The 23,631-nt window shown below is 68.6% G+C and carries 26 protein-coding genes; 11 read left to right on the top strand and 15 right to left on the bottom strand.

Annotated elements, in window-relative coordinates; translation table 11 throughout:
- The 6 genes from smpB to ASC61_RS13035 all read right to left on the bottom strand — a co-directional run bounded on the left by smpB (nucleotide 1) and on the right by ASC61_RS13035 (nucleotide 5,215).
- Entirely contained in the window at nucleotides 1-474 is a 474-nt protein-coding gene (gene smpB / locus ASC61_RS13060) for an SsrA-binding protein SmpB (protein WP_056212575.1), read from the bottom strand.
- A 29-nt stretch (nucleotides 475-503) separates the two neighbouring features.
- A complete protein-coding gene (locus ASC61_RS13055) occupies nucleotides 504-980 on the bottom strand; it encodes a type II toxin-antitoxin system RatA family toxin (protein WP_056212573.1) in 477 nt (158 codons plus the stop codon).
- Between the two features lie 6 nt (nucleotides 981-986).
- Entirely contained in the window at nucleotides 987-2,234 is a 1,248-nt protein-coding gene (locus ASC61_RS13050; RefSeq protein ID WP_082530659.1) for a peptidoglycan DD-metalloendopeptidase family protein, read from the bottom strand.
- A 111-nt stretch (nucleotides 2,235-2,345) separates the two neighbouring features.
- Nucleotides 2,346-3,260: a permease-like cell division protein FtsX gene (gene ftsX, locus ASC61_RS13045; protein WP_082530658.1), complete on the bottom strand. Its 915-nt coding sequence runs from the start codon at nucleotides 3,258-3,260 to the stop codon at nucleotides 2,346-2,348.
- A 9-nt stretch (nucleotides 3,261-3,269) separates the two neighbouring features.
- Complete coding sequence (ftsE, locus tag ASC61_RS13040) at nucleotides 3,270-3,959, bottom strand: cell division ATP-binding protein FtsE (protein ID WP_056212567.1); 690 nt, start codon at nucleotides 3,957-3,959, stop codon at nucleotides 3,270-3,272.
- Nucleotides 3,960-4,006: 47 nt separating this feature from the next.
- Nucleotides 4,007-5,215 carry an ROK family transcriptional regulator gene (locus ASC61_RS13035; RefSeq protein ID WP_056215656.1) on the bottom strand — a complete coding sequence of 403 codons (1,209 nt, stop codon included), beginning with the start codon at nucleotides 5,213-5,215 and terminating at the stop codon, nucleotides 4,007-4,009.
- A gap of 109 nt (nucleotides 5,216-5,324) precedes the next feature.
- Between ASC61_RS13035 and ASC61_RS13030 the strand changes: the two genes are divergently transcribed.
- From ASC61_RS13030 to ASC61_RS13010, 5 genes are all read left to right on the top strand, one after another.
- A complete protein-coding gene (locus ASC61_RS13030) occupies nucleotides 5,325-6,857 on the top strand; it encodes a sugar ABC transporter ATP-binding protein (protein ID WP_200935451.1) in 1,533 nt (510 codons plus the stop codon).
- On the top strand, nucleotides 6,854-7,867 hold the full coding sequence (locus ASC61_RS13025) for an ABC transporter permease (RefSeq protein WP_056212564.1): 1,014 nt from the start codon (nucleotides 6,854-6,856) through the stop codon (nucleotides 7,865-7,867). The genes ASC61_RS13030 and ASC61_RS13025 overlap by 4 nt, the downstream gene beginning before the upstream one ends.
- Before the next feature lie 43 nt (nucleotides 7,868-7,910).
- Nucleotides 7,911-8,957 carry a substrate-binding domain-containing protein gene (locus ASC61_RS13020; RefSeq protein WP_056212563.1) on the top strand — a complete coding sequence of 349 codons (1,047 nt, stop codon included), beginning with the start codon at nucleotides 7,911-7,913 and terminating at the stop codon, nucleotides 8,955-8,957.
- A 79-nt stretch (nucleotides 8,958-9,036) separates the two neighbouring features.
- Nucleotides 9,037-10,224 (top strand): Gfo/Idh/MocA family protein, encoded by a 1,188-nt coding sequence (locus ASC61_RS13015; RefSeq protein WP_056212561.1) that lies wholly within the window; start codon nucleotides 9,037-9,039, stop codon nucleotides 10,222-10,224.
- Nucleotides 10,221-11,228 carry a sugar phosphate isomerase/epimerase family protein gene (locus ASC61_RS13010; RefSeq protein WP_056212559.1) on the top strand — a complete coding sequence of 336 codons (1,008 nt, stop codon included), beginning with the start codon at nucleotides 10,221-10,223 and terminating at the stop codon, nucleotides 11,226-11,228. Before ASC61_RS13015 ends, ASC61_RS13010 begins: the two co-directional genes overlap by 4 nt.
- A 173-nt stretch (nucleotides 11,229-11,401) precedes the next feature.
- Here the strand turns inward: ASC61_RS13010 and prfB are convergent, their stop codons facing one another.
- Entirely contained in the window at nucleotides 11,402-12,508 is a 1,107-nt protein-coding gene (gene prfB, locus ASC61_RS13005) for a peptide chain release factor 2 (RefSeq protein ID WP_056212557.1), read from the bottom strand.
- Between the two features lie 22 nt (nucleotides 12,509-12,530).
- Nucleotides 12,531-12,713 (bottom strand): DUF5302 domain-containing protein, encoded by a 183-nt coding sequence (locus ASC61_RS13000; protein ID WP_056212555.1) that lies wholly within the window; start codon nucleotides 12,711-12,713, stop codon nucleotides 12,531-12,533.
- Nucleotides 12,714-12,830: 117 nt separating this feature from the next.
- Between ASC61_RS13000 and ASC61_RS12995 the strand changes: the two genes are divergently transcribed.
- The gene (locus tag ASC61_RS12995) at nucleotides 12,831-13,247 is read left to right on the top strand and encodes an HIT family protein (protein ID WP_056212552.1); all 417 of its coding nucleotides are present in this window, start codon (nucleotides 12,831-12,833) and stop codon (nucleotides 13,245-13,247) included.
- On the opposite strand, the gene ASC61_RS12990 is transcribed toward ASC61_RS12995, so the two are convergent.
- Nucleotides 13,244-13,696, bottom strand: coding sequence for a winged helix-turn-helix transcriptional regulator (locus ASC61_RS12990; protein ID WP_056212551.1), 453 nt, complete (start codon nucleotides 13,694-13,696; stop codon nucleotides 13,244-13,246). The two genes, ASC61_RS12995 and ASC61_RS12990, sit on opposite strands and share 4 nt — an antisense overlap.
- Before the next feature lie 89 nt (nucleotides 13,697-13,785).
- Here ASC61_RS12990 and ASC61_RS12985 point away from each other — a divergent pair, with 89 nt between their 5' ends.
- On the top strand, nucleotides 13,786-14,382 hold the full coding sequence (locus ASC61_RS12985; RefSeq protein ID WP_056212550.1) for a dihydrofolate reductase family protein: 597 nt from the start codon (nucleotides 13,786-13,788) through the stop codon (nucleotides 14,380-14,382).
- Nucleotides 14,379-14,765 (top strand): PPOX class F420-dependent oxidoreductase, encoded by a 387-nt coding sequence (locus tag ASC61_RS12980; protein WP_056212549.1) that lies wholly within the window; start codon nucleotides 14,379-14,381, stop codon nucleotides 14,763-14,765. The genes ASC61_RS12985 and ASC61_RS12980 overlap by 4 nt, the downstream gene beginning before the upstream one ends.
- Here the strand turns inward: ASC61_RS12980 and ASC61_RS12975 are convergent.
- The 6 genes from ASC61_RS12975 to ASC61_RS12950 all read right to left on the bottom strand — a co-directional run bounded on the left by ASC61_RS12975 (nucleotide 14,762) and on the right by ASC61_RS12950 (nucleotide 19,143).
- On the bottom strand, nucleotides 14,762-15,160 hold the full coding sequence (locus ASC61_RS12975) for a pilus assembly protein TadG-related protein (protein WP_056212547.1): 399 nt from the start codon (nucleotides 15,158-15,160) through the stop codon (nucleotides 14,762-14,764). The two genes, ASC61_RS12980 and ASC61_RS12975, sit on opposite strands and share 4 nt — an antisense overlap.
- The gene (locus tag ASC61_RS12970) at nucleotides 15,157-15,582 is read right to left on the bottom strand and encodes a hypothetical protein (protein ID WP_056212545.1); all 426 of its coding nucleotides are present in this window, start codon (nucleotides 15,580-15,582) and stop codon (nucleotides 15,157-15,159) included. Before ASC61_RS12970 ends, ASC61_RS12975 begins: the two co-directional genes overlap by 4 nt.
- Nucleotides 15,579-15,968, bottom strand: a complete 390-nt coding sequence (locus tag ASC61_RS12965) for a TadE/TadG family type IV pilus assembly protein (RefSeq protein WP_268750614.1) — start codon at nucleotides 15,966-15,968, stop codon at nucleotides 15,579-15,581. The genes ASC61_RS12970 and ASC61_RS12965 overlap by 4 nt, the downstream gene beginning before the upstream one ends.
- Before the next feature lie 177 nt (nucleotides 15,969-16,145).
- Nucleotides 16,146-17,060 carry a type II secretion system F family protein gene (locus tag ASC61_RS12960; RefSeq protein WP_235503554.1) on the bottom strand — a complete coding sequence of 305 codons (915 nt, stop codon included), beginning with the start codon at nucleotides 17,058-17,060 and terminating at the stop codon, nucleotides 16,146-16,148.
- Nucleotides 17,057-17,917: a type II secretion system F family protein gene (locus ASC61_RS12955; protein WP_056212543.1), complete on the bottom strand. Its 861-nt coding sequence runs from the start codon at nucleotides 17,915-17,917 to the stop codon at nucleotides 17,057-17,059. Before ASC61_RS12955 ends, ASC61_RS12960 begins: the two co-directional genes overlap by 4 nt.
- Nucleotides 17,905-19,143 (bottom strand): CpaF family protein, encoded by a 1,239-nt coding sequence (locus ASC61_RS12950; protein ID WP_056212541.1) that lies wholly within the window; start codon nucleotides 19,141-19,143, stop codon nucleotides 17,905-17,907. The genes ASC61_RS12955 and ASC61_RS12950 overlap by 13 nt, the downstream gene beginning before the upstream one ends.
- A 246-nt stretch (nucleotides 19,144-19,389) precedes the next feature.
- Between ASC61_RS12950 and ASC61_RS12945 the strand changes: the two genes are divergently transcribed.
- The 3 genes from ASC61_RS12945 to ASC61_RS12935 all read left to right on the top strand — a co-directional run bounded on the left by ASC61_RS12945 (nucleotide 19,390) and on the right by ASC61_RS12935 (nucleotide 23,574).
- On the top strand, nucleotides 19,390-21,648 hold the full coding sequence (locus tag ASC61_RS12945; RefSeq protein ID WP_056212539.1) for a hypothetical protein: 2,259 nt from the start codon (nucleotides 19,390-19,392) through the stop codon (nucleotides 21,646-21,648).
- Nucleotides 21,649-21,675: 27 nt separating this feature from the next.
- Entirely contained in the window at nucleotides 21,676-22,194 is a 519-nt protein-coding gene (locus tag ASC61_RS12940) for a DinB family protein (protein WP_056212536.1), read from the top strand.
- Nucleotides 22,195-22,293: 99 nt separating this feature from the next.
- Nucleotides 22,294-23,574: an HNH endonuclease signature motif containing protein gene (locus ASC61_RS12935; protein ID WP_056212534.1), complete on the top strand. Its 1,281-nt coding sequence runs from the start codon at nucleotides 22,294-22,296 to the stop codon at nucleotides 23,572-23,574.
- Nucleotides 23,575-23,631: the final 57 nt, after the last annotated feature.

The raw sequence follows: 23,631 nt of genomic DNA, 5'->3' as shown, positions 1-23,631 counted from the left end.
CTACATGCCCTTGAGCCGGCGTCCGAGGTCGCGTTCTGCCTCGCGGGTCGCATCGCGCTCGGCGATCGCATGCCGCTTGTCGTACGTCTTCTTGCCCTTGGCGAGCGCGATCTCGACCTTGGCGCGGCCGTCCTTGAAGTAGAGCGAGAGCGGGACGATCGTCAGGCCCTTCTCGGACGTACGCCGCTCGATCCGGTCGATCTCCTGGCGGTTGAGCAGCATCTTGCGGCGCCGGCGGGTCTCGTGGTTGGTCCACGTGCCCTGGGTGTACTCCGGGATGTGGACGTGCAGCAGCCACGCCTCGCCGCGCTCGATCTCACCGAATCCGTCGACGAGGGATGCGCGACCTGCACGCAACGACTTCACCTCGGTGCCGGTGAGGACCAGTCCGGCCTCAAACGTGTCTTCGATGTGGAAGTCGTGGCGCGCCTTCTTGTTCTGCGCAACGAGCTTGCGCCCGGTTTCCTTGGCCACGCCTCCATGTTCTCATGTCGGGCCGACACTCAGCGGCGTACGGCCGCCAGGACCACCGGGTCGGCGCACCCGCGGGCGAATCCCGCGATCCGCCGGTCGATGTCCCGCTGGAGCACGCGGGCTCCGATCCACTCGATGACCGGTGCCAGCCAGCGGGGACGGCAGCGGAAGTTGTAGCGCCAGGTCGCGCGCGTGCCGCCGCCCGGTTCAGCAGCGAACCGCCAGCCACCGGCGAACGACTCGAAGAACCACGGACCGTCGAGCATCTTCATCCCGACGTTGGTCGGCGGGTTGAACGACACGTACTCACTCGTCATGCGCAGGACCTTGAGCCGGTGTCGCGTGGCGGTCCGTACGCCCTTGGCGGGCGTCGTCGCGCCGTCCAACAGGTGCTGCTCGTGGATGAACGGGTCCCACCGCAGCCTGGTCTCGCCGGTGGTCTGCGAGACCGCGAACGCCGTCGCGGGATCGACCCCGAGGATCACGCTCGACTCGACGACCGGCACGCTTCCCTACAGCCAGCCCATCGGGTTCACGGTCGCGCCGTTGACCAGGACCATGAAGTGCAGGTGGCAGCCGGTCGAGTACCCGGTCGTGCCGGAGTAGCCGATCGTCTCGCCGCGCTTGACCCGCTCGCCCGGGTGCACGGTCCAGCGCGTCAGGTGGTTGTACGTCGTGACGATCCCCTTGCCGCGCATCCGCCCGTTGTTGAGGATGATCCGGTTGCCGTAGCCGCCGTTGTAGTACGTCTGCAGGACCGTGCCCCCCGCAGCGGCGTGGACCGGCGTGCCGCACGGCGCGCCGAAGTCCGTGCCGTCGTGCAGCTTCCAGACGTGCAGCACGGGGTGGAACCGCATGCCGTACGGCGAGGTGATCGGGTAGCCGCTGACCGGGTACGAAAGCGTGCCCCCGCCGTCGCCACCGGCATTGTTGACCTGCTTGGGCGTGAGCGCCCGGATCTTGGCCTCGAGGCTGCGGCGGTCGGACTCGAGCGAGGCCAGCTGCTTCTTGTCGGCCTCACGGAGTCGTGCCGCGGTCTTGCGCGCACCCTTGCGCGCGACGACGAGCTCGGCGACCTGGGCCCTCTGATCCTCGGCTGCGGCTTCGAGCTGCTGCTTGCGGACGAGGTTGGCGGCGGCGGCCTCGCGCTGCACCTTGACCTGGTCGCGCAGCTTCGTCACCCGCTTGCGGTTGACCTCGAGCAGCACCCGGGTGGCGGCGAGACCTTGCATCGTCGCGAGCTGATCGTCGCTGACCGCGTCGTTGAGGCTCATCTGCTCCGTGAACGCGCTGGGGTCCTCGCCCTGCAGGAGCTCGCTGAACGCACGCATCCCCGGGTCGCCCTGCTCGATGTTCTGGACCGCGAACTGCTCGACCTTGGCCTCGGAGCTGCGCAGCTCCGACTTGCCCTGGCTGAGGCGCGCCACGGCGGCGTCGAGCTCGGCCTGGGTCGAGACCAGCTTGGCCTGCATCTGGGCGTCCTGAGCCTTCGCGGTGGCGAGGGCCCCGCGGGTGTTGCTGAGCTTGGACTGGGCCGCGTTGAGCTTGCCCTGGGCCTTCTTGAGCGCGGCCACCGCGTTGGCGTACTTCTGCGTCGACTGCTCGAGATCCTTCTTCGCGTCACCGATCTTGCCGCTGACGCCCTTCTTCTGCTTCTCGAGGTCGTCACGCTTGTCGGCGAACGACGGGGTCGTCAGCGCAGCGATCAGCGCCGCGACCAGCAGCACCGCCAGCGATGCTCTGCGGGTGGTGGAAAACATGACCTCGACCTCGGGGGAAGATCCTCCCCGGAGGGAAGACGTGTCGGTTGCCTCTCCCGCACCTTACGTCACATGAGTCACACCGTGAAGCATTTCCCGCGTCGGGAGTGGCTAGACGTCGAGGTACTTCCGCGTCATGACGAGCGTGGGTACGAGTGCGAGCACCAGGGCGAGCAACGTCGTCCCACCCATGACGATCAGGGCTTCATGCCAGCCCACCCACGTCGTCAGCTGGCCCAGCGTGTGCCGGAGGTAGCGGTAGACCACCAAGTACATGAACGCAGCCAGGCCACCAGCGGCGAAGGCCGCCGACAGCAGCGCGGCGATCAGCGACTCGAGGACGAACGGCAGCTGGATGTGCCAGCTGGAGGCGCCGACGAGTCGCATGATGCCGATCTCCCGCCGCCGGGCGTACGCCGTCATGCGGATCGTGTTGGAGACCTGCAGGATCGCCGCGATGATCAGGAGCAGCGCAACCGCCCAGGCACCGACCTTCATGTTCGTGAGGAAGTCGAACAGCGGACTCAGCAGCTTCTTGAGCGAGTTGACGTTGCCCACGCCGTCCATGCCCGAGACCTGGCTGACCACGCCGTCATACTTTTCGGCGTCCTTCAACGTCACGAAGTACGACTCGGGGAACGAGTCGGGGCTGAGGGTCTCGAGCTGCTTGCGGCCGGAGTCGGACTGCCCGAGGAGTGCACGCGCCCGCTCGTAGTTGTCACTCGGCGTGCGGACGTCGAACGACTTGACCTCGGGGTTCTCGCGCAACGCCTGCTGCACGGCCGTCTTCTGGTCGTCCGTCGCGACCCCGCCGATGCAGTTGGAGCTCGGCGAGTTCTTGGTGCACAGGTTGACCTGCAGCTGGAGCTTGGAGCCGAAGTACTTCTCGGTCCGGTCGGCCTGGCTCTGGATCAGCAGACCGAGGGCGACGAGCAGCAGGGAGACCGTCATGGTGACGACCAACGAGATCGTCATGGACTTGTTGCGGGACAGGCTTTGACGCAGCTCACTCAAGGTGCTTCGCATCGACGTCTCCTAGTTCTGGTAGCCGTAGATGCCGCGGGCCTCGTCACGGACGACGAGTCCGTTGTCGAGCTCGATGACCCGCTTGCGCATCTGGTCGACGATCGACGAGTCGTGCGTCGCCATGACCACGGTGGTGTCAGTGCGGTTGATCCGGTCGAGCAGCTTCATGATGCCGACGCTCGTCGCGGGATCGAGGTTTCCGGTGGGCTCGTCGGCGATGAGGATCATGGGCCGGTTGACGAACGCACGCGCCACGGCGACGCGCTGCTGCTCACCGCCCGAGAGCTCGTCGGGCATGCGGTGGCCCTTGCCCTCGAGCCCCACCATCTCCAGCGTCTCCGGGACGACCTTGTTGATCTCGCTGCGCGACTTGCCGATGACCTGCAGCGCGAAGGCGACGTTCTCGGTCACGGTCTTGTTGGGGAGCAGCCGGAAGTCCTGGAACACCGTGCCGACCTGGCGGCGCAGCTTGGGCACCTTCCAGCTCGAGAGCTTGTTGATCTCCTTGCCGGCGACGTAGACACGACCGGTCGTCGGCCGGGCCTCGCGAAGGATCAGGCGCAGGAACGTCGACTTGCCCGAGCCGGAGGAGCCGACGAGGAAGACGAACTCGCCCTTCTCGATCTCCAGGTCGACGGCGTCGAGCGCAGCGCGCTTCTGGCCGGGATAGGTCTTGGTGACCTTGTCGAATCGAATCACCCGTCGAGTGTAGGTGGGCGACCCCACCTCACGTCGGACCCGGTTGCCTAGGCCGTTTGCGCTGCAGTCTGTCTCGCGACGTACTCGTCGACGGCCCGCGGCGCCAGCACCGCGTCGACGACCATGGCGCTCGCCCCGAGGATCCCGCCCCTGCTCGCAGCTGACGTGCTGACGATCCGCAGGTCGTGCGTCGCCAGCGGCAGCGACCGTTGGTAGACCACCTCGCGTACGCCCGCCAGGAGGTACTCCCCTGCCTCCGAGAGCTTGCCGCCGATCACGATGACCGACGGGTTGAGCAGGTTGACGCAGGTCGCGAGCACCGTGCCCAGGTCACGCCCGGCCTCGCGCACGGCCTGGAGCGCGGCGATCTCGCCGGCGACGACGGCGTCCACGATGTCCTGGGAGCCCTCGACGTCGAGTCCGCGCTCACGCAGCTTGGCGGCGATCGCCGGACCGGCGGCCACGGCCTCGAGGCAGCCGGTGTTGCCGCACCGGCAGACGACATCGTCGCGGGCCCCGGCGACCTGTACGTGTCCGAGGTCGCCGGCCGAGCCGAGCGCGCCGCGCATCAGCCGGCCGTCCGACACGATGCCGGCGCCGATGCCGGTGGCGACCTTGACGAGCAGCAGGTGGGGCGCGGCCTGCCACGACGTGGCGTACTCGCCGAGCGCCATGAGGTTGACGTCGTTGTCGACGAGCACCGGGCCGACGAACGTCGTGCCGAGGTGCGCCGGGATGTCGAAGTCGTGCCAGCCCGGCATGATCGGTGGGTTCGCCGGCCGGCCGGTGGCGTGCTCGACCGGTCCCGGCACGCCGATGCCGACACCGGCGACGTCGCTCAGCGGCCGGTCGATGGCGGTCAGCAGCGTACGACCGATCGCCGCGACCCGGTCGAGAACCTTTTCCGGACCGTCAGCGATGTCGCTGTCGACGGTCTTCTCATCGAGCACCTGGCCCGACAGGTCGGTCACGGCGACGCTGGCGTGCGAGGCGCCCAGGTCGATCGCCAGCACCACGCGGTTGTCGCGGTTGAGGGCAAAGCGTGTCGGCGGTCGGCCACCGGTCGACGCGGCTTCACCGACGGGCGCGAGCAATCCCGACGCCAGCAGGGCATCGACCCGCGCGGTCACGGTCGACCTCGCCAGCGATGACAGCTGTGCGAGCTCGGCACGGGTGCGGGGCGTGCCGTCGCGCAGCAACTGGAAGAGCTCCCCGGTGCCGGCGAGGGTCGGCGGCAGCGCGGTGGGCACGGTCATGGCCATGAGTAAACCATGCACCCTTTCATGACGATTGTGAACCAAGTATGTCGCTCGACATCATACTTTTGCTTGACGAACGGCAAAACGTGTGACTAGCATCACCGCCATGCCACAGCCCCTGCTCGAGATGCGCGGCATCGTCAAGGAGTTCCCCGGCGTGCGCGCCCTGGACGGTGTCGATCTCGTGGTGCGCGCCGGCGAGGTGCACTGCCTGCTCGGCCAGAACGGTGCCGGCAAGTCGACGCTGATCAAGATCCTGTCGGGCGCCCATGACGTCGACGAGGGCACGATCCTGTGGAACGGCGACCCGGTCAGCTTCGCGGACCCGCAGGCCGCGCTGGCAACCGGCATCGCGACGATCTACCAGGAGCTCGACCTCATCGACGGGCTCAGCGTCGCCGACAACATCTACCTCGGCCATGAGAAGGCGCGCGGCGGCGTCACCCGCGACCGCGACATGAACCGCTCGGCGCGCGAGCTGCTGCGCCGGCTCGGCCACCCCGAGATCCGGCCGACCCGTGAGGTCGGGAGCCTCTCCGCCGCCGGCAAGCAGATCGTGTCGATGGCTCGCGCGCTGTCCCGCAGCGCCCAGGTCATCGTGATGGACGAGCCGTCGGCCGTCCTCGACCCCGACGAGGTCGACGGGCTGTTCCGCGTCGTCGAGGATCTCCGGTCCTCGGGCGCCGCGATCATCTACATCTCGCACCGCCTCGAGGAGATCCGTCGCATCGGCGACCGGCTCACGGTGCTCAAGGACGGCCGTACGGTCGCCACCGACCTACCGGCCCGCGAGACCCCGACCGCCGAGCTCGTCACGCTGATGACGGGCCGGACCGTGTCGTCGGTGTTCCCCCGGCGTACGACCACGCTGCCCGAAGGCGCTCCCCTGCTCAGCGTCGATGCGCTCACCCGTCCCGGCGAGTTCGCCGATGTCTCGTTCGACGTACGTCCTGGCGAGATCGTCGGCATCGCCGGACTGGTCGGCGCCGGGCGCAGCGAGATCATCGAGACCGTCTACGGCGCCCGCCGTGCGGCGTCGGGCTCGGTCACCGTCGCCGGACGGCCCCTGCACAACGGATCGGTGTCCGCCGCGGTCTCCGCCGGCCTCGGCCTGTGCCCCGAGGAGCGCAAGTCCCAGGGCCTCGTGCTCGACGACGCGGTCTACCGCAACATCTCGCTGGCCAGCCTCGACCGGTTCGCGCAGTACGGCATCTCGCGCGAGGGCGCCGAGCGCCGAGCCGCTCACGAGGCGGCGCGCTCGGTCGACGTGCGCCCCGACGATCCCAACCGCATCATCCGCACGCTCTCGGGCGGCAACCAGCAGAAGGTCGTCCTGGCCCGTTGGCTGCTGCGGTCGTGCAAGGTGCTGCTGCTCGACGAGCCGACCCGTGGCGTCGACGTCGGTGCCCGCGCCGAGATCTACGCGCTGATCCGTGAGCTCGCCGACTCCGGCGTCGCCCTGGTGATCGTCTCCAGCGACATCGACGAGGTGCTCGGCCTGTCCGACCGGGTCCTCGTCGTCGCTGACGGCCGGGTCGTCCACGACGGCCCCAGCGACGCCATCGACGCCTCCGGCGTCCTCGACCGCATCCTCGCCGAGCACGACTCGACCCCGATCCAGGAAGAAGACATCGCGTGAGCGCCTCCCTTCAGAACGACCCCTCGCTGGCGGTGCCAGCACCCGCCAAGGAGAGTCGCGGGGGCAGCCTCGGTCCGGTCCGCAACCTCGGTCTCGTCATCGCCCTCGTCATCCTGTGCGTCGTCGGCATCATCACCGCCGGCGACCGTTTCGCCAGCACCGACAACGTCGTCACGATCCTCCGGCTCGCGGCGGTCACCGGCGTGGTCGCGGTCGGCATGACGTTCGTGATCACCGGTGGCGGCATCGACCTCTCCGTCGGCGCCATCCTGGCTCTCGCCTCCGTGTGGGCCACCACGACCGGCACGCAGGACATGGCCGACAGCATCGGCTGGATCGCGATGGTGTTCAGCGCGCTCCTGGTCGGCACGTGTGCCGGGGTCATCAACGGTGTGCTGATCGCGTACGGCAAGGTCGTGCCGTTCATCGCCACGCTCGCCATGCTGGCGTCGGCCCGCGGTCTCGCCGAGGTCATCGCCGACCGCAAGACCCAGATCATCCGCAACCAGGGCTTCACCGACTTCTTCGGTGCCGAGCCGGCCGGCATACCCGTCATCGTGATCATCTTCGCCGTGGTCACGGCCGCCGGGTGGTTCCTGCTCAACCGCACGACGTTCGGCCGCCGGACGTTCGCGGTCGGCGGCAACCCCGAGGCCGCCCGCCTGGCGGGCATCAAGGTGCAGCGCCACACCGTCTACCTGTACGCCCTGTCGGGCCTGACCTGCGGCATCGCCGCCGTGATGCTGATGTCCCGTACGACCACGGGGTCGTCGACCCACGGCACGGGGCTCGAGCTGCAGACCATCGCGGCCGTCGTGATCGGCGGCACCCTGCTGAGCGGCGGACGCGGCACCGTGACCGGCACCCTGCTCGGCGTCGTGATCTTCACGACGCTCACCAACGTGTTCACGCTCAACAACCTGTCGACGTCGACCCAGGCCGTCGCCAACGGCGTGATCATCGTGATCGCCGTGCTGCTCCAGCAGCAGATCGCGAACCGCAAGACCTGACTTCTCCAGTCCGTCCGCCCCCACCACAACAGGAGTCCACACCATGTCCGTTTTCCATCATCGTCGGCGTCGCGGTCTCGCGATCGTCGGTGCCTTCGCAGCAGCCACGCTCGTGCTCGGCGCGTGCGGCAACAGCTCCGACGGCGACTCGAACTCCAACGTCAGCAAGAGCAACACCGACAACGACAAGACCGGCAAGAAGGTCGTCATCGGGTTCTCGGCCCCGGCGGCCGATCACGGCTGGATGGGCGCGATCACCAAGAACGCGGTCGCCCAGGCCAAGGAGTACAAGGACATCACGCTCAAGGTCGCCGAGGGCACCAACGACGTCAACCTGCAGATCTCACAGGTGGAGACGTTCATCAACGACAAGGTCGACGCGATCGTCCTGCTGCCGTTCGATGGTGCCGCGATGACGTCGGTGGCCCGCAAGGCCATGGACGCCGGCATCGTCGTGATCAACGTCGACCGCGAGTTCGACTCACCGTTCGCCGCCCGCAGCACCGTGCTGGGTGACAACTACGGCATGGGCGTCTCCGCCGGCACCTACGTCTGCGACGACGCCAAGGGAGACAAGGGCAAGATCGTCGCCGAGATCGCCGGCATCGACTCGCTGCCCCTGACGCAGGACCGGTCGCGAGGCTTCGCGGACGCGCTCAAGAAGTGCGGCCTCAAGGTCAACAACCGCGTCGCGGCCGAGTTCACGGTCGAGTCGGGTGAGAAGGCGGCATCCAACCTGCTGCAGGCCGCTCCGAAGATCGACTACCTCTGGAACCACGACGACGACCAGGGTGTTGGCGTCCTCGCGGCGATCAAGAACGCCAACCGTGACGAGTTCACGATGATCGGCGGCGCCGGCTCGGCCGACGTCATGGAGGCCATCAAGGCCGGCAACTCGGTGCTCAAGGCGACGGTCGTCTACCCGTCGACCCAGGCCGCCGACGGCATCAAGCTCGCCCGGCTGCTGGTCCAGGGCAAGTCGATGTCGGACCTCTCGGAGATCGAGGTGCCGCGTCAGCTCAAGCTGGCCGCGCCGGTCGTCACCAAGGACAACGTCGACACGTACCTGCCGTCCGCGTTCCGGTCCTGATCGGACGGGGGCCCGCGGCCGCCGCCGCGGGCCCCCACCACCACGCCACACTGAGACCACCTCACACGAGAGCAGGGACATGACCGACACACGTACCGAGCTCGGGATCGGCATGGTCGGCTACGCCTTCATGGGCGCCGCCCACTCCCAGGCCTGGCGCACCGCCCCCGCATTCTTCGACCTCCCGCTCCGCCCACGGCTCACGGCCATCTGCGGCCGCAACGAGGACGCCGCCGGAGACGTCGCCCGCCGGTTCGGCTGGGAGTCGGTCGAGACCGACTGGCGGGCACTGCTGACCCGCGACGACATCGACGTCATCGACATCTGCACGCCGGGCAACACGCATGCCGAGATCGCGATCGCCGCCCTCGGGGCCGGCAAGCACGTGCTCTGCGAGAAGCCCCTCGCCAACACCGTCGAGGAGGCCGAGGCGATGGCCGCCGCCGCGACCGAGGCCGCCAAGCACGACGTACGCGCGATGGTCGGCTTCACCTATCGGCGTACGCCCGCGGTCGCCTTCGCGCGGCAGCTCGTCGCGTCGGGTCGGATCGGGTCGATCCGCCACGTGCGCGGGCAGTACCTCCAGGACTGGCTGGCCGACGAGAACGCGCCCCTGAGCTGGCGCCTCGACAAGTCGCTGGCCGGGTCCGGCGCCCTGGGCGACATCGGCGCCCACATCATCGACATGGCGCAGTACGTCACCGGCTCGTCGATCACCTCGGTGAGCGGGCTCATGGAGACGTTCGTCAAGACCCGCCCGATCGCGGGCGACAGCGCGACGCTCGGCGGCACCTCCAGTGCCGATGCGGAGCGCGGACCGGTGACCGTCGACGACGCGGCCGCCTTCACCGCCCGTTTCGCCGACGGCGCCATCGGTGTCTTCGAGGCGACCCGCTTCGCAACCGGCCGCAAGAACGCGCTGCGGCTCGAGATCAACGGCACGCGCGGCTCGATCGCGTTCGACTTCGAGGACATGAACGTGCTCGAGCTGTTCGACGCGACCGAGGACCCCGCCGTCGCCGGCTTCCGCCGCATCATGGTCACCGAGGCAAGCCATCCGTACATCGCGGCGTGGTGGCCGCCCGGCCACGGTCTCGGCTATGAGCACGGCTTCACGCACCAGGTCGTCGACCTCGTCACCGACATCGCCAAGGGCGCCGACCCGGTCCCCTCGTTCGCCGACGGCCTGGCCGTCCAGCGCGTGCTGGCCGCCGTCGAGGCCAGCGCCGCCGACGGCACCACCCACACGACAGGAGCTGTCTCATGACTCGACCCATCACGCTGTTCACCGGCCAGTGGGCCGACCTGCCGTTCGAAGAGGTGGCACGACTCGCCGGCGAGTGGGGCTACGACGGCCTCGAGATCGCCTGCTGGGGCGACCACTTCGATCCTTGGGCCGCTGTGGAGGATCCCTCGTACGTCCAGAGCCGCCACGACATCCTGGAGAAGAACGGACTCAAGGTCTACGCGATCTCCAACCACCTGACCGGCCAGGCCGTCTGCGACGACCCGATCGACGCCCGGCACCAAGGCATCCTGTCATCGCGCATCTGGGGCGACGGCGATCCTGAAGGCGTACGCCAGCGGGCGGCCGAGGAGCTCAAGAACACGGCGCGCGCCGCCAAGCTGCTCGGCGTCGACACCGTCATCGGCTTCACGGGCTCGTCGATCTGGAAGTACGTCGCGATGTTCCCGCCGGCCTCCGAGGAGATGGTCGCCGCTGGCTACCGCGACTTCGCCGACCGCTGGAATCCCATCCTCGACGTGTTCGACGAGGAGGGCGTGCGGTTCGCCCACGAGGTGCACCCCAGCGAGATCGCGTACGACTACTGGACGACGCACGCCGCCCTCGACGCGATCGGTCACCGCGAGGCGTTCGGGCTCAACTGGGACCCGTCGCACTTCGTCTGGCAGGACCTCGATCCACTCGGTTTCCTCTGGGACTTCAAGGACCGGATCTACCACGTCGACTGCAAGGACGCGAAGAAGCAGGTCGGCAACGGTCGCAACGGCCGGCTCGGATCGCACCTGCCCTGGGCTGATCCTCGGCGTGGTTGGGACTTCGTGTCGACGGGGCGCGGCGACGTGCCGTGGGAGGCATGCTTCCGGATGCTCAACACGATCGGCTACGACGGACCCATCTCGATCGAGTGGGAGGACGCCGGCATGGATCGCCTGCTGGGTGCGCCCGAGGCCCTGGCGTTCGTCAAGGCCAACCTGTTCGACGCCCCCACCGCAGCCTTCGACGCCGCGTTCTCATCGTCCGACTGACCCGCGAGCGGTGACCCTGGTCGAACCCAGCACCTCCTGGTTCGACCAGACCCACCGCCCCACACGCAGCGGTGACCCCGGTCGAACCCGGGCCACGCAGCGGTGACCCTGATCGAACCCAACACCTGCCGGTTCGACCTGACGCACCGCCCCGCACGCAGCGGTGACGGGTCCTAGGCGGACTGGCCTCGGCGCCAGCGGATCCCGGCCTCGATGAAGTCGTCGATCTCACCGTCGAGCACGGCTTGCGTGTTGCCGGTCTCGAACTCGGTGCGCAGGTCCTTGACCATCTGGTACGGGTTGAGGACGTAGTTGCGCATCTGGTCACCCCACGACGCCTGCACGTCCCCGCGCAGCTCGTCGAGCTGCGCCCGCTCCTCGGCCTTCTTGAGTGCCAGCAGCTTGGCCTTCAGGATCACCATCGCGCTGGCCTTGTTCTGCAGCTGGCTCTTCTCGTTCTGGCAGCTGACGACCGTGCCGGTCGGGATGTGTGTCAGGCGTACGGCCGAGTCCGTCGTGTTGACGCTCTGGCCACCCGGGCCGGACGAGCGGAACACGTCGACGCGGATGTCCTCTTCGGGGATGTCGATCTCGTCGGTCTCCTCGAGCACCGGCACGACCTCGACCGCGGCGAACGACGTCTGGCGCCGGCCCTGGTTGTCGAACGGCGAGATGCGGACGAGGCGGTGCGTGCCGGCTTCGACCGACAGCGTCCCGTACGCGTAGGGCGCCTTGACCGCGAAGGTCGTCGACTTGATGCCGGCTTCTTCGGCGTACGACGTGTCGTAGACCTCGACGCTGTAGCCGTGGCGCTCGGCCCAGCGGATGTACATGCGCTGGAGCATCAGCGCGAAGTCGGCTGCGTCGACGCCACCCGCGCCGGAGCGGATCGAGACGAGGGCGTCGCGCTCGTCGTACTCCCCCGACAGCAGCGTGCGGATCTCGAGGGAGTCGATGGCCTTCTGGATGCGCACCAGTTCGGAGGCGACTTCAGCCGAAGCGGAATCGTCTTCCTCCTCGAGCGCCATCTCGTGCATGATCTCGAGGTCGTCGAGCCGTCCTCGCAGACCGGTGACCCGCTCGACCTCGGCCTGGAGCGCGGACAGTCGGCTCGTGACGCGCTGCGCGTTGGCCTGGTCGTCCCACAGCCCGGGATCGCCGACCTCCTCCTGGAGCGTCGCGATCTCCGCGCGAATCGAGTCGAGATCGAGGACCTTCTCGATCGACGTCAGGGTCGCGTCGAGGGCCTTGGTCTGCTCTGCAAAATCCGGTGTCGCCACCCGACGAGGTTACAGGGAGAGGTCAGATGCTCTTGCGGCGGAACTCCGGCGACTGCGTGGGACCGTTGGCTCCGTGCGACTTCTCGCTGCCGTCGTGCTCGGCACCCTCGGCAGTCGCGTGGTGCTTGCCCTTCTTCTTCTCCAGCGCCTCGCGGAACTTGGCCTTCATGTCGGACTTGTTGTCGGTGCCTTCTGATTCAGCCATGCCTCCACCCTATGCCTAGTTGTGGTGGGATCGGACCATGACCGAGCGCCAGCGAGGGAAACGAAAGGACTCGTGCCGTCACCTCCGTATGGTGGGGTTCTTGGTGGAGGTGACGGCATGACTTCTGAGTGCCTGTTCTGCGGGATCATCGCCGGGACCACTCCGGCGACGATGGTCCTGGAGACCGACGACGTGGTCGGGTTCCTCGACGTACGGCCCGTGTTCAAGGGGCACACGCTGCTCGTGCCGCGCGAGCACGTCGTGACGCTGTCGGACCTGCCCGAGCCGCTGATCGTGCCGCTGTTCGGCACCGCGCAGCGGGTCGCCGACGCCGTCACGTCGGGGCTCGGCGCGCAGGGCACGTTCGTCGCGATGAACAACGTCGTCTCGCAGAGCGTCGCGCACCTGCACGTACACGTCGTCCCGCGCACCAAGGGTGACGGTCTGCGTGGCTTCTTCTGGCCGCGCACCAAGTATGCCGACCGCGAGGCCGAGGAGTACGCCGCCAAGCTCCGCGCTGCGCTCGACGACTAGGCCGCCGCGCCGGGACCGGCCAGCACGTCGACGTCGCCTGCGTGCATCGGCTCACCGCAGCCCGAGCAGTGCAGGTCGACGCGGCTGACCTCGCCGCACGCGTGATGGCGATAGAGGACGGGCGGCCCTGCCTTGCCGGCAAGCCACGTGTCGCCCCACCGCACCATGACCATCAGGACGTCGACGAGCTCGGCGCCCTTGTCCGTGAGGTGGTACTCGTGACGCGGCCGGTTGTCGTACGGCCGGCGCTCCAGCACGCCGTGCTCGACCAGGTGGTTGAGCCGTTCCGTGAGCACCTTGCGGGAGATCCCGAGGTCGGCCTGGAGCTGCTCGAAACGGGTCATCCCGACCCACACATCGCGCAGGATCAGCGGCGACCACGGCTCGCCGATGACGTCGAGGGTGCGGGCGATCGAGCAGGCCATGGCGCCGAAGTCCGTACGTTGCATGGGCTCATCCTACTCCATTGGGGTTCCCTCAAGAAACTTTGGATGCTACGGTGCCAGAGTCTCTTCACGGAACTCGAAAGGAACGACACATGAGCAAGGTCTTCACCGCCATGTCGGTCTCGGTCGACGGCTTCGTCACCGGACGCGACGCCCGCCCCGGCCATGGGCTCGGCGACGGCGGCGCACTCTTCGACTGGTTCTTCACCGGGGATGTCCCCAGCCACGTGTTCGACGGCTTCACGCTCAGCGCTGCCAGCGCTCCGCTGTTCGACACCTTGGCGCAGCGTGTCGGCGCGTCTCTGGCCGGACGCAAGACGTACGACGACTCCGAGCAGTTCGGCAACGACGGCGCACCACACCCCACCGCTCCCCTGTTCGTCCTGAGCCACCGCCCAGCTCCCGAGATGGGCGCCCGCCAGACCCTCGTCACCACCGGGATCGAGGAGGCGATCGCCGCTGCCAAGGAGGCTGCCGGCGACAAGGACGTCGCGCTGATGGGCGGCGGCATCGTGACCGAGGCCCTCAAGGCCGGTCTGGTCGACGAGCTGGTCCTCAACCAGGTACCCATCCTGCTCGGTGCCGGTCGTCCGTTCTTCCAAGAGCTGCCAGCGCACATCCAGCTGCGCCTGATCGCGGCCGTGCCGGCTCCTGGTGTGACCCACCTGCACTACGAGGTGCAGCGATGATCGACCCCGAGGTCCGCGAGATCCTCGACGGCACCTCGACGGCCCACCTCGCGACGATCCTGCCCGACGGCGCTCCGCACTCGGTGCCGGTCTGGGTCGGCACCGAGGGCGAGCGCGTCGCGATCCTCACCGGCCCGCAGACCCTCAAGGCCCGCAACCTGCGACGCGACCCACGCGTGGCCCTGTCGCTGACTCCGGTCGACAACCCGTTCCATCCGGTCCTCATCCGGGGTCGGGTCGTCGAGTGGCTCGAGGGCGACGCCGCGTGGGAAGTCGTGGATCGGATCGCCCGGAAGTACATCGGCCAGCCGTACGGGCGAGACGCCGAGCGGGTCGTCGCCCTGATCGAGCCGACTCGTCAGATCTCTGGGCGGAACGGTTAGTCGCCCAGTCGGAGCTGGGACGTCGCCTCGGACGCGATCGTGGTTCGCGAGGTCCAGCCCGGCGGTGCGATCGTCAGGCTCACGGTGCGCTCCAGGCGTACGTGAACCTGGTCGCCGTCGGTGCGCACCGCGACGACCCGGATGTCGTCGCCCGCGACGTACTCCCCGATCAGTCGGCGGGCCTCGGCGTCGTCGAGCGTGACCTCACCGTGCCGGTAGAAGTCGGCCCGGCTCAGTCCGTCGGCCGCGGCAAGGGCCGCGCCGTCGGCGACGTTGTCGAGCTGCTGGCGCTGCAGGAACGCCGCCGAGGAGTTGACGACCACGACCGCCAGCAGGCCGAGGAACACGAAGAACCCGATCGTCATGACGGTGATCTGGCCGTCCTCGCGCCTCACCGCGCCCTCCGGAAGGTGCCGTAGGGCTGCGTGTGCGTGCTGTCGACCGTGATGCCGCCCAGCTGCGAGCCCAGCGCGTTGGGGGTGAGTGGCAGCTGCTGGGTCGTACGGACGACGACCCGGACCGAAGACCCCGGCTGCAGGCAGTCTGCCGGCGAGGGCAGGCAGGTGATCTGGACGCTGGCGGCGGGCAGGCCCTGGTCGTCGAGCGCCACGCGCGCGGCCAGTCTGGCGCGCTGCTCCCCCGAAGCGACGTCGGGGGCCTGAAGAAAGGCCCGGGCGGCCGAGCGGCTCGCGGTCGACACCCCGTAGGACGCGCGCTGGGCGTCGAACACCGCGACGAGGATGTAGACGAACGGCACGAGGAGGAGGATCGAGAGCCAGACGAACTCGACCGTGGCAGTGCCCTCGTCGCGGTTCATGGTTCGACATCGCTGACGGCGTGCCCTCGTACGGTGATCGGGACGGAGGGCCCGAACAGGCCGAGGGCCGGGACCCGAGCGCGTACGACCACCTCCGTGGCGGGCAAGCCGCCGATCGACGTACGGGTCGCGGTCACGTCGTCGGCATAGCGGTCGGCCAGTGCGGCGCGGATCATGGAGCGCGTACGTGCCACTCCGTCGGCAGGGGTGGCTCCCAAGGGTGCCGCGGCGCGGGCGCCTTCGGACGCCGCGGCCGCTGCGGTGTTGCGTACGTGGAGCACGAGGGCCACTTGGGCCACCCCGAGCACCAGGGGGACCAGCAAGACCATGATTAACACGAAGTCGACGACCGCCGCCCCGCGCTCGCGCCGCCCCGGCAGCCCCACGGCTCAGCCGCCGACCGCCGACAGTGCCTGGGTCAGCATCGACCGCAGCTGGGGCCCGGCGACCGCCGACAGCACTGCCACGATTCCCGCGCTCATGACCGTGATCATGACCCAGCCGGGAACGTCGCCGCGTTCGTCATGGCGACGAGATCGGAATTGCCACATGTGAGTTCCTTCCTACATACCTGAGGTCAGATGAAGCCCGATGTAGCCGGGGAAGAAGGCGAACACGACGGTCACAGGAAGGATCAGGAACACGACGGGGACCATCATCGCGATCTCCTTGCGGCCGCCTGCCTCCATCAGCTCGCGTCGCCCGGCTTCACGAACATCGGCGGCCTGGGCGTGCAGCACATCGACCAGCGGCGTGCCACGCTCGACCGCAATCGCCAGTCCTTCGGCGAACCGCGCGATGCTCGTGACACCCGTCCGTGCGGCGAGCCCGTCGAACGCGTGCGCCATCGGTGTTCCGGTGCGGATGTCGGCGACGACACGTGCGAGGTCGTCGGACAGCGCTCCGTGGCAGACCTTCATGATCCGCTCGAGGCTGGCCACCGGGCTCTCGCCTGCGGCAACCGCGAGGGCGAGGAGGTCGGCGACCACGGGGAACTCTGCCTGCAGCTCCTGCTCGTGCGCCTTCACCCTGCTCGACAAGTTGTTGTCGCACATCAGGACGCCGCTCACGAAGCCGACGACGCAGATGACCAGCAGCACCGGGACGCCCGTGCCTCGCTCGGACCACAGGAACGCGGAGACACCGATCGTCCCGGCCAGTCCAACCGCGCCCCACAACACCTGGCGGATGCGGAACTCCTCGACCGTCATGGTCGAGCCCAGCCGGACCAGGCGCCGGGACACGCTCGCGGAGCCGCCGACGAGGTCGCCCACCACCTGACCTGCCCTGCGGATCGAGGGGCCGAAGACCGCCTCGACGACACCGCGCGAGCAGCCGGGCACCACGGCGTACGGATGAACGTCGCGGAGATAGGGAGCCAGCCGTTGCTCGAGCGACGGCCGTCGCGTGCGCGCCCAGCCCGAGGCGACCAGCAGCAGACCGCTGGACAGCAGGAGCCCGATCATCGCCCCGGTCACGCGAGGATCCGCTTCTCGGTGGGCAGGCGGCCGATCCAGAGCATGAGGCGGTAGGCCACCACGCAGAGGACCGCTCCGCTCGCGAGGACGACCAGGCCAGCAGTCGTCGCGAACCGCTCGACCACGTCCTGCTGCAGGCACATGAAGAGCAGCACCGCCCAGGGCGCGCCGACCGCGAGACGAGCGCCGTTGACGGTCCAGGACTGCCGCGACTCGAGCTCGCCACGCGTGCGAAGGTCGTCGCGCAGGAAGCCCGAGAGCGACCGCAACATGCGGCCCAGGTCGCCGCCGCCGACCTCGCGCGCGATGCGCAACGCCTCGATCACCCGGTCACCGACGGGGTCGGCGAGTCGCGCCTTGAGCAGGTCGAGCGAGTCGTGGAATCGGCCGGACGCCTGGTAGTCGCGGCCGAACTGCGCGAACGGCACCCGCAGGCCCTCCGGTCCTCGCTCACCCAGCTGCATGAGCGCCTCCGGCAAGGAGAGCCCCGCACGTACGGCGGACGAGAGGTTGTCGACGGCATCGGGCCACAGCGCGGCGTGCTCACGGGCCCGCCGCGCCGCTCGCCCACGCAGGACGGATGTCGGCACGGCACCCGCCATGAGCCCGAAGATCGCACCGATCGCTGGTACGCCCGACGCCGCCGTCACGACCATGGCCGCGAGGAGGAACGCGACGACGCACAGGCCGGCGATCTGCGCCGGCGAGATGCCTTCGACCCCGGCGCGGGCCAGGAGATCCGCGAGCCGGCCCTTGCCACGGATGCTGCGCCGCGCGGGGCGCCACCCCGGATCGGCGAACGTCCAGCCGATCAGCAGCAGGCCGACGCCGGCCATCAGGCCCGTCACGGCGCCCATCGGCCAACTCCCAGCACGTCGTCGAGGTCGACGCCGGCCTGCTCGTACGCGTCGCGGCGCAACGGCACGCCGTGACCCCGCTCGAGCCGGCCCGCACGACGTACGAACACCGGTTCGGACTCGATCAGGTCGTTCTCGACGCGGCCAGTCACCGCAACGATCTCGCGCACAGCACGGCTCCCGTCGGGGTCGATGCCGGTGTGGACGACGAGGTCGACGGACGAGGCGACGGTCGGCACCACGAACCTCGACCCGATGTTGTCGCCCGCGAGCAACGGCAGTGTGCACATCTTGACCAGGGCCTGCCGGGCGGAGTTGGCGTGGATGCTGGCCATGCCGGGAAGCCCGGCGTTGAGGGCAAGCAGCAGGTCGAGGCACTCGGCCGCCCTGACCTCGCCGACGATGATGCGGGACGGGCGCATGCGCAACGCCTCCTTGACGAGCACCCGCAACGAGATCTCGCCGGTGCCCTCGAGTCCGGCTTGCCGCGTCTGCATCGCGACCCAGTCGGGATGGCCGCACTGCAGCTCGAAGACCTCCTCGACCGAGACGAGGCGCTGGGAGCCCGGGATCGAGGCGGCCAGGCAGTTGAGCAGCGTCGTCTTGCCGGCTTGCGTGCCACCGGACACCACGATGTTGAGCCCGGCTGCGACGCTCGCGTCGAGGAACGTCGCACTCTGCTCGTCGAGCGTGCCGAGCGCGACGAGGTCTGACAGCGAGTGGGCGCGGGCGACGAACTTGCGGATGTTGACGGCGGCGAAGCCTCGCGAGATGCCGTCGAGTACGACGTGCAGGCGGTGTCCACCGGGGAGCATCGCGTCGACGAACGGCTGGCTGATGTCGAGCCGCCGGCCCGACGAGCTCAGCATGCGCTCGACCAGCTCTCTGACCTGCTCGGCGCTGAGGATCAAGGAGGTCAGCTCGTGGCGCCCGCCCCGCGCAATGAACACGCGAGACGGGTCGTTGATCCAGATCTCCTCCACCGTGTCGTCGTCGAGGAACTGTTGCAGCGGGCCGAAGCCGGACACGTCGGCGACGATCTGGCCGATCACGAGCTCGGGTTCGTCGAGCGAGCGTACGGCGCCGGTCAGGCTGCGGGACTCATGCTCGGCGATGACGTCGAGGGCTGCCTGGCGTACGGACACCGCGTCGGTGCGCGGGTCGATGCGGCGCTGACGCACGAGGTCGCGCACGCGGTCGGACAGTGCCGACGTCGACGATTCCACTCCCAGAACCTCTTCCCCCGAAGAAGTGACTTGGGAAGAGATAGTGCCCGAGTCCCGGCCGGTTTGGGAAGAGCCTGTCGCGGTGAGTTGTGGATGGAGATCGACCGCACGAGGCCCGGACGCCGTGGCTCATCGGGATGGTTTCGGCCTCTCGTCGTGGCCATTTCGCTCCTCGACCATCGTCACGAGCCGCACTCGTGCGTACGGTCGAGGGCAGGGAGAGGAACGCGAGAAGGACATGCCCGCATGAACCAGCGTCCACGCAAGATCCTCGCCGCGGCAGTCACCTGCGCCATGGTCCTCCTCTTCCTGGGCGGTCAGCCGGCCAACGCCGGGTTCTGCCCCGGCTTCTGCGAGGGCGGGGACGAGACCGCCCCTGATGTGACCTCGATGAGCGTCACGCCCAATCCCGTCAACCTCGACGAAGGCCCCGTCGAGGTGACCGTGAAGGCGCACGTCACCGACGAGGTCGGCGTGGAGACGGTGCAGGTGTTCCTGGCCAGCAAGCAGTCCGAGCAGAACACCTTGGGCGCCTTCCCCACGTACTCCTCCGGCGAGATGGTGCGGGTCAGCGGGGACGCGCAGTCGGGCGACTACGAGTACACCGTCACGCTGCCGGCCCTCTCCATCGGCGGGCCCTGGTACGCCCTGGTCAATCCCCACGACGCGGCCGGCAACAGCAGGAGCCAGACGCGCAGCTTCGACGTCCTCAACGAGGATCCCGACGCGGACATCCCCGAAGTCGTCTCAGCCAGCGTCACGCCGAACCCTGTCGACGTGTCCGACGGGCCGGCCGACATTACGGTGACCGTCCGGATCAAGGACCGAGCCGGCTTCCCGGGGTTCTACGGCTTCGGCGCCTACGAGCAGGCATCGGGCCAGAGTGCCGGGACCTCTGACGTCCAGCGGATCTCAGGCGACGCACACGACGGCACCTACCAAGGGACCATCACGATCCCCGAAGGGGCACGTTCGGGCCAATGGAGCGTGAGCATCGGCAATCTTCGCGACGTCCTCGGCAACCTCTCGTACGGCAAGAACATGCCGTTCATCGTCACCAACGGCACGGACGAACCCGACCTGTCCGGACCCGTCGTGTCGTGGGATCCCTTGACCCCCTCGATCGTCGATGCCAGCACGGGCCCGGTCACCCTCACCTCCCGCTTGAGGATCTCCGACCCCTCCGGTGTCGACCCCAGCTTCCGCCTGACGTCGTTCTCCTACGGCGGCGGCCCTGACATCGACTTCACCGTTCCTGAGCTCATCAGCGGGGACCAGTACGACGGCGTGTACGAGGCGACGATCACGATCGACTCGACCGAGCCGGGCGGCCGTCGAGTCGCCTACCTCCCCGAGGTGTTCGACCTCGTGGGCAACAACGGCTATCAGTCGTCGAGCCAGCTGGTCCAGATCAAGGCGCCCGTGCTGGTCAACCAGACGAGGCCGAGCATCAGCGGACTCGCGGCGAATGGTGGACGCCTCACCGCTGCCGGCGACACCTGGTCCGCCGGCGACGTCAGGCGGAGCTATCGCTGGAAGCGCGACGGGACGACCATCACCGGCGCAACCGCCGACACGTACGACCTCACGGACGCCGACAGCGGCCACCAGATCACGGTGGTCGTCACGGCCGGCGCTGACGGATTCACGCCCGCCGCGGCAACCAGCGACCCCACAGCTTCGGTCATCGCGGCCAAGATCACCAACACCGTGCCGCCCACGATCTCGGGCACGCCGACCGTCGGCAGCATGCTCACGTCGTCGACCGGCACGTTCACCCCGTCCCCTGTCACCCGGACCTATCAGTGGATGCGCGGGGACGAGGAGATTGCGGCGGCCACGGCCCGGACCTACCGGGTGACGGCCGCAGATGTCGGCTCCACCCTCACGGTCAAGGTCACGGCGGCCAGGACCGGCCTCGCTCCCCTCACGGTCGAGAGCGCACCGACGCCGGCGATACCCGAGAACCTCATCACGACGACGGCACCACCGGCCATCACCGGTACGCCGACCGCCGGCAGCGCGCTGACGACGTCGACCGGAACCTTCAACCCCAGCACGGTCAGCAGGACGTACCAGTGGAACCGTGACGGGACCCCGATCACCGGTGCGACCGCGCGGACGTACAGAGCCACGACGGCCGACGTCGGTTCGCACCTGACGGTGACCCTCACGGTGACGAAGGCCAACTACACGACCTTGGTCGTGACGACCGATCCGACCGCGGAGATCGCCCTCAACACCATCACGAACACGGCTCTGCCCAGGATCAGCGGGACCCCGGCGGTCGGGCGGACGTTGTCATCCTCGGCAGGCAGCTGGAGCCCGTCCGTCACCAAGGCGTACCAGTGGAACCGGAACGGCGTGCCGATCTCCAGCGCCACCACGAACCGGTACGTGCTCACGGCCGCCGACGCGGGGACGTCGATCACCGTCACGGTCACGGCGACGAAGACCAACTACGCGCCCACAGCCGCGACGAGTGCGCCACTGGCCATCCCCTAGGCCACGGCGCATGGCACGATCGCTCGTATGACCTGGACCGTGCCGACCCCGACTCCCGCACCCGAGGGCCCCATGACCGGTCCCGACCGGCCGCTGCTCGAGGAGATGCTGGCGCACCATCGCGTCACGCTGCTCAACATCTGCGCCGGGCTGACCGCCGAGCAGCTCGCGTCGCGGCCCATCCCGTCGACGAGCATCACGTTGCTGGGGCTCGTACGTCACATGGCCAAGGTCGAGCGCATCTGGTTCCGCAAGCGACTCGCACAGCAGGACATCGAGCACCTGCACAACTTCGAGGCCCGCGACGACACCGACTTCAAGGTCATCGACCCTGCTGATGCCGAGCGTGCCGTGGCGGAGCTGCTCAACGAGCAGCGCGAGGCGGACGAGGCGGCCAAGGCGCTCGACTTCGACGTGACGTTCGACAGCCACGGCGAGGACATGTCGCTGCGCATGCTCTACATCCACATGATCCAGGAGTATGCCCGGCACAACGGCCACGCCGACCTGATTCGCGAGGCGATCGACGGCGTGACCAGCCGCTGAGCGCCGGTTGCCCACAGCCCTTTCGGCGGCCATGGACAGTGTCCGAGCCGTGGTCTAGATTGGAATCAGTCGAACATACGTTCTACTGATCGGGGGATCATGGTCGCCGAGCTCGTCCCAGCACCGCCACCGCTGGTGGGCTGCCTGGACGCGCTCGATGCCATCTTGGATGACATGCCGGTCGAGGCATACGCCTCACTTGACCCGGCGATGCGACGTCACGCGGTCGAGCGGTTGCGACGGCTCAAAGCCCGCATCACCGCCCAGGAGCTCGCAGCCGTACGCGCTCTGGATGCCGGGCTGGGTGACAAGACCCGCACCGGCGAAGTCCTGGCGCGCGGGTTCGGGCGTGACAAGTGGGAAGCCGACCGATCCGTCCGGGTCGCCAAAGCCCTGTCGGCGGCGCCCCGGACCGAGGACGCGCTTGCGGCTGGTGAGCTGGCCGAGACCCAGGCCGCCGTCATCGCCGGGACGATGGCCGACCTCCCCGACGACGTGACCGCAGATCAGCGGGCGGCGTGTGAGAAGTCGCTGATTGCTGATGCGAAACGGTTTCCGATCAAGGACCTGCGCCAACGCGCGCTGCGCATCAGTGACGCGTTCAGAGCACCGGCAGACGCCAAAGTTGATGAGGACGAAGCGCTGAGGTTGCGGGAGAAGAAGGCGTGGGCACGGACCGAGGCGTGGTTGGTCGACGACAAGGACGGCACCTGGCGATTCGGCGGACGCCTCCCAGCGCTGCACGGCGAGATGCTCAAATCCGCGCTCGACGCGATCGCCGCACCCCGCCGTCGCCACCTCACCCCCGAACAACAACGCGACCAGGACGATCTGACGTATTCGCAGCGGATGGGTCGCGCGTTCGCGCACCTCATCGAGAGGTTGCCCACCGACAAGGTCCCCACCACCGGCGGAACCCCAGCAGTGATCACGGTCAACATCGACCTGGCCGACCTGAAGAACAAGGTCGGCGCCGCCACGTTGACCACCGGCACCAGGATCAGCTCCAGCGAACTACGACGGCTGGCCTGCAACCACGCCATCCTGCCCATGGTCTTCGACGGCCAAGCGTTGCCGTTGGACATGGGCCGCGCCAAGAGGCTGTTCACCCCCGCCCAACGCATCGCGATCGCCAACCGCGACCTCGGCTGCATCACCCCCGGATGCGAAGCACCACCCGGATGGTGCGAAGGCCACCACTGGCAAGGCGACTGGGCCCACGGCGCCACCACCAACATCAACGACGGGGCACTCATGTGCTCCCGACACCACCACCAAGCCCACGACGAACACTGGCAATTCCGCCAAGCCCCCGACGGCATCATCGAGATCCGCAAACCCCGAGACGTCTGGCGCCGCAACCACCGCTGGCGACCCTAGAGCTCGCGACAGCGCGGGCGCGCGGGCGCTCACGGGCGAATGTGTAACTCCATGTCA

The sequence above is a fragment of the Aeromicrobium sp. Root344 genome (assembly GCF_001425755.1).
GTDB lineage: Bacteria > Actinomycetota > Actinomycetes > Propionibacteriales > Nocardioidaceae > Aeromicrobium.
Note: the sequence above shows the minus strand (reverse complement) of the source record. Positions and strands in the feature narration are given on the sequence as shown.

Excerpts from the sequence above, each read along its gene's own strand:
- ASC61_RS12980 (WP_056212549.1), top strand. The coding sequence starts at position 14,379 with ATGATCGACCCCGAGGTCCGCGAGATCCTCGACGGCACCTCGACGGCC.
- ASC61_RS13010 (WP_056212559.1), top strand. The coding sequence starts at position 10,221 with ATGACTCGACCCATCACGCTGTTCACCGGCCAGTGGGCCGACCTGCCG.
- ASC61_RS12990 (WP_056212551.1), bottom strand. The coding sequence starts at position 13,696 with ATGCAACGTACGGACTTCGGCGCCATGGCCTGCTCGATCGCCCGCACC.
- ASC61_RS12970 (WP_056212545.1), bottom strand. The coding sequence starts at position 15,582 with ATGAACCGCGACGAGGGCACTGCCACGGTCGAGTTCGTCTGGCTCTCG.
- ASC61_RS12940 (WP_056212536.1), top strand. The coding sequence starts at position 21,676 with ATGACCTGGACCGTGCCGACCCCGACTCCCGCACCCGAGGGCCCCATG.
- ASC61_RS13030 (WP_200935451.1), top strand. The coding sequence starts at position 5,325 with ATGCCACAGCCCCTGCTCGAGATGCGCGGCATCGTCAAGGAGTTCCCC.
- ASC61_RS12985 (WP_056212550.1), top strand. The coding sequence starts at position 13,786 with ATGAGCAAGGTCTTCACCGCCATGTCGGTCTCGGTCGACGGCTTCGTC.
- ASC61_RS12995 (WP_056212552.1), top strand. The coding sequence starts at position 12,831 with ATGACTTCTGAGTGCCTGTTCTGCGGGATCATCGCCGGGACCACTCCG.
- ASC61_RS13035 (WP_056215656.1), bottom strand. The coding sequence starts at position 5,215 with ATGACCGTGCCCACCGCGCTGCCGCCGACCCTCGCCGGCACCGGGGAG.
- ASC61_RS13000 (WP_056212555.1), bottom strand. The coding sequence starts at position 12,713 with ATGGCTGAATCAGAAGGCACCGACAACAAGTCCGACATGAAGGCCAAG.
- ASC61_RS13020 (WP_056212563.1), top strand. The coding sequence starts at position 7,911 with ATGTCCGTTTTCCATCATCGTCGGCGTCGCGGTCTCGCGATCGTCGGT.
- ftsX (WP_082530658.1), bottom strand. The coding sequence starts at position 3,260 with ATGCGAAGCACCTTGAGTGAGCTGCGTCAAAGCCTGTCCCGCAACAAG.
- ASC61_RS13050 (WP_082530659.1), bottom strand. The coding sequence starts at position 2,234 with ATGTTTTCCACCACCCGCAGAGCATCGCTGGCGGTGCTGCTGGTCGCG.
- ASC61_RS12935 (WP_056212534.1), top strand. The coding sequence starts at position 22,294 with ATGGTCGCCGAGCTCGTCCCAGCACCGCCACCGCTGGTGGGCTGCCTG.
- ASC61_RS12945 (WP_056212539.1), top strand. The coding sequence starts at position 19,390 with ATGAACCAGCGTCCACGCAAGATCCTCGCCGCGGCAGTCACCTGCGCC.
- ASC61_RS12955 (WP_056212543.1), bottom strand. The coding sequence starts at position 17,917 with ATGGGCGCCGTGACGGGCCTGATGGCCGGCGTCGGCCTGCTGCTGATC.
- ASC61_RS13015 (WP_056212561.1), top strand. The coding sequence starts at position 9,037 with ATGACCGACACACGTACCGAGCTCGGGATCGGCATGGTCGGCTACGCC.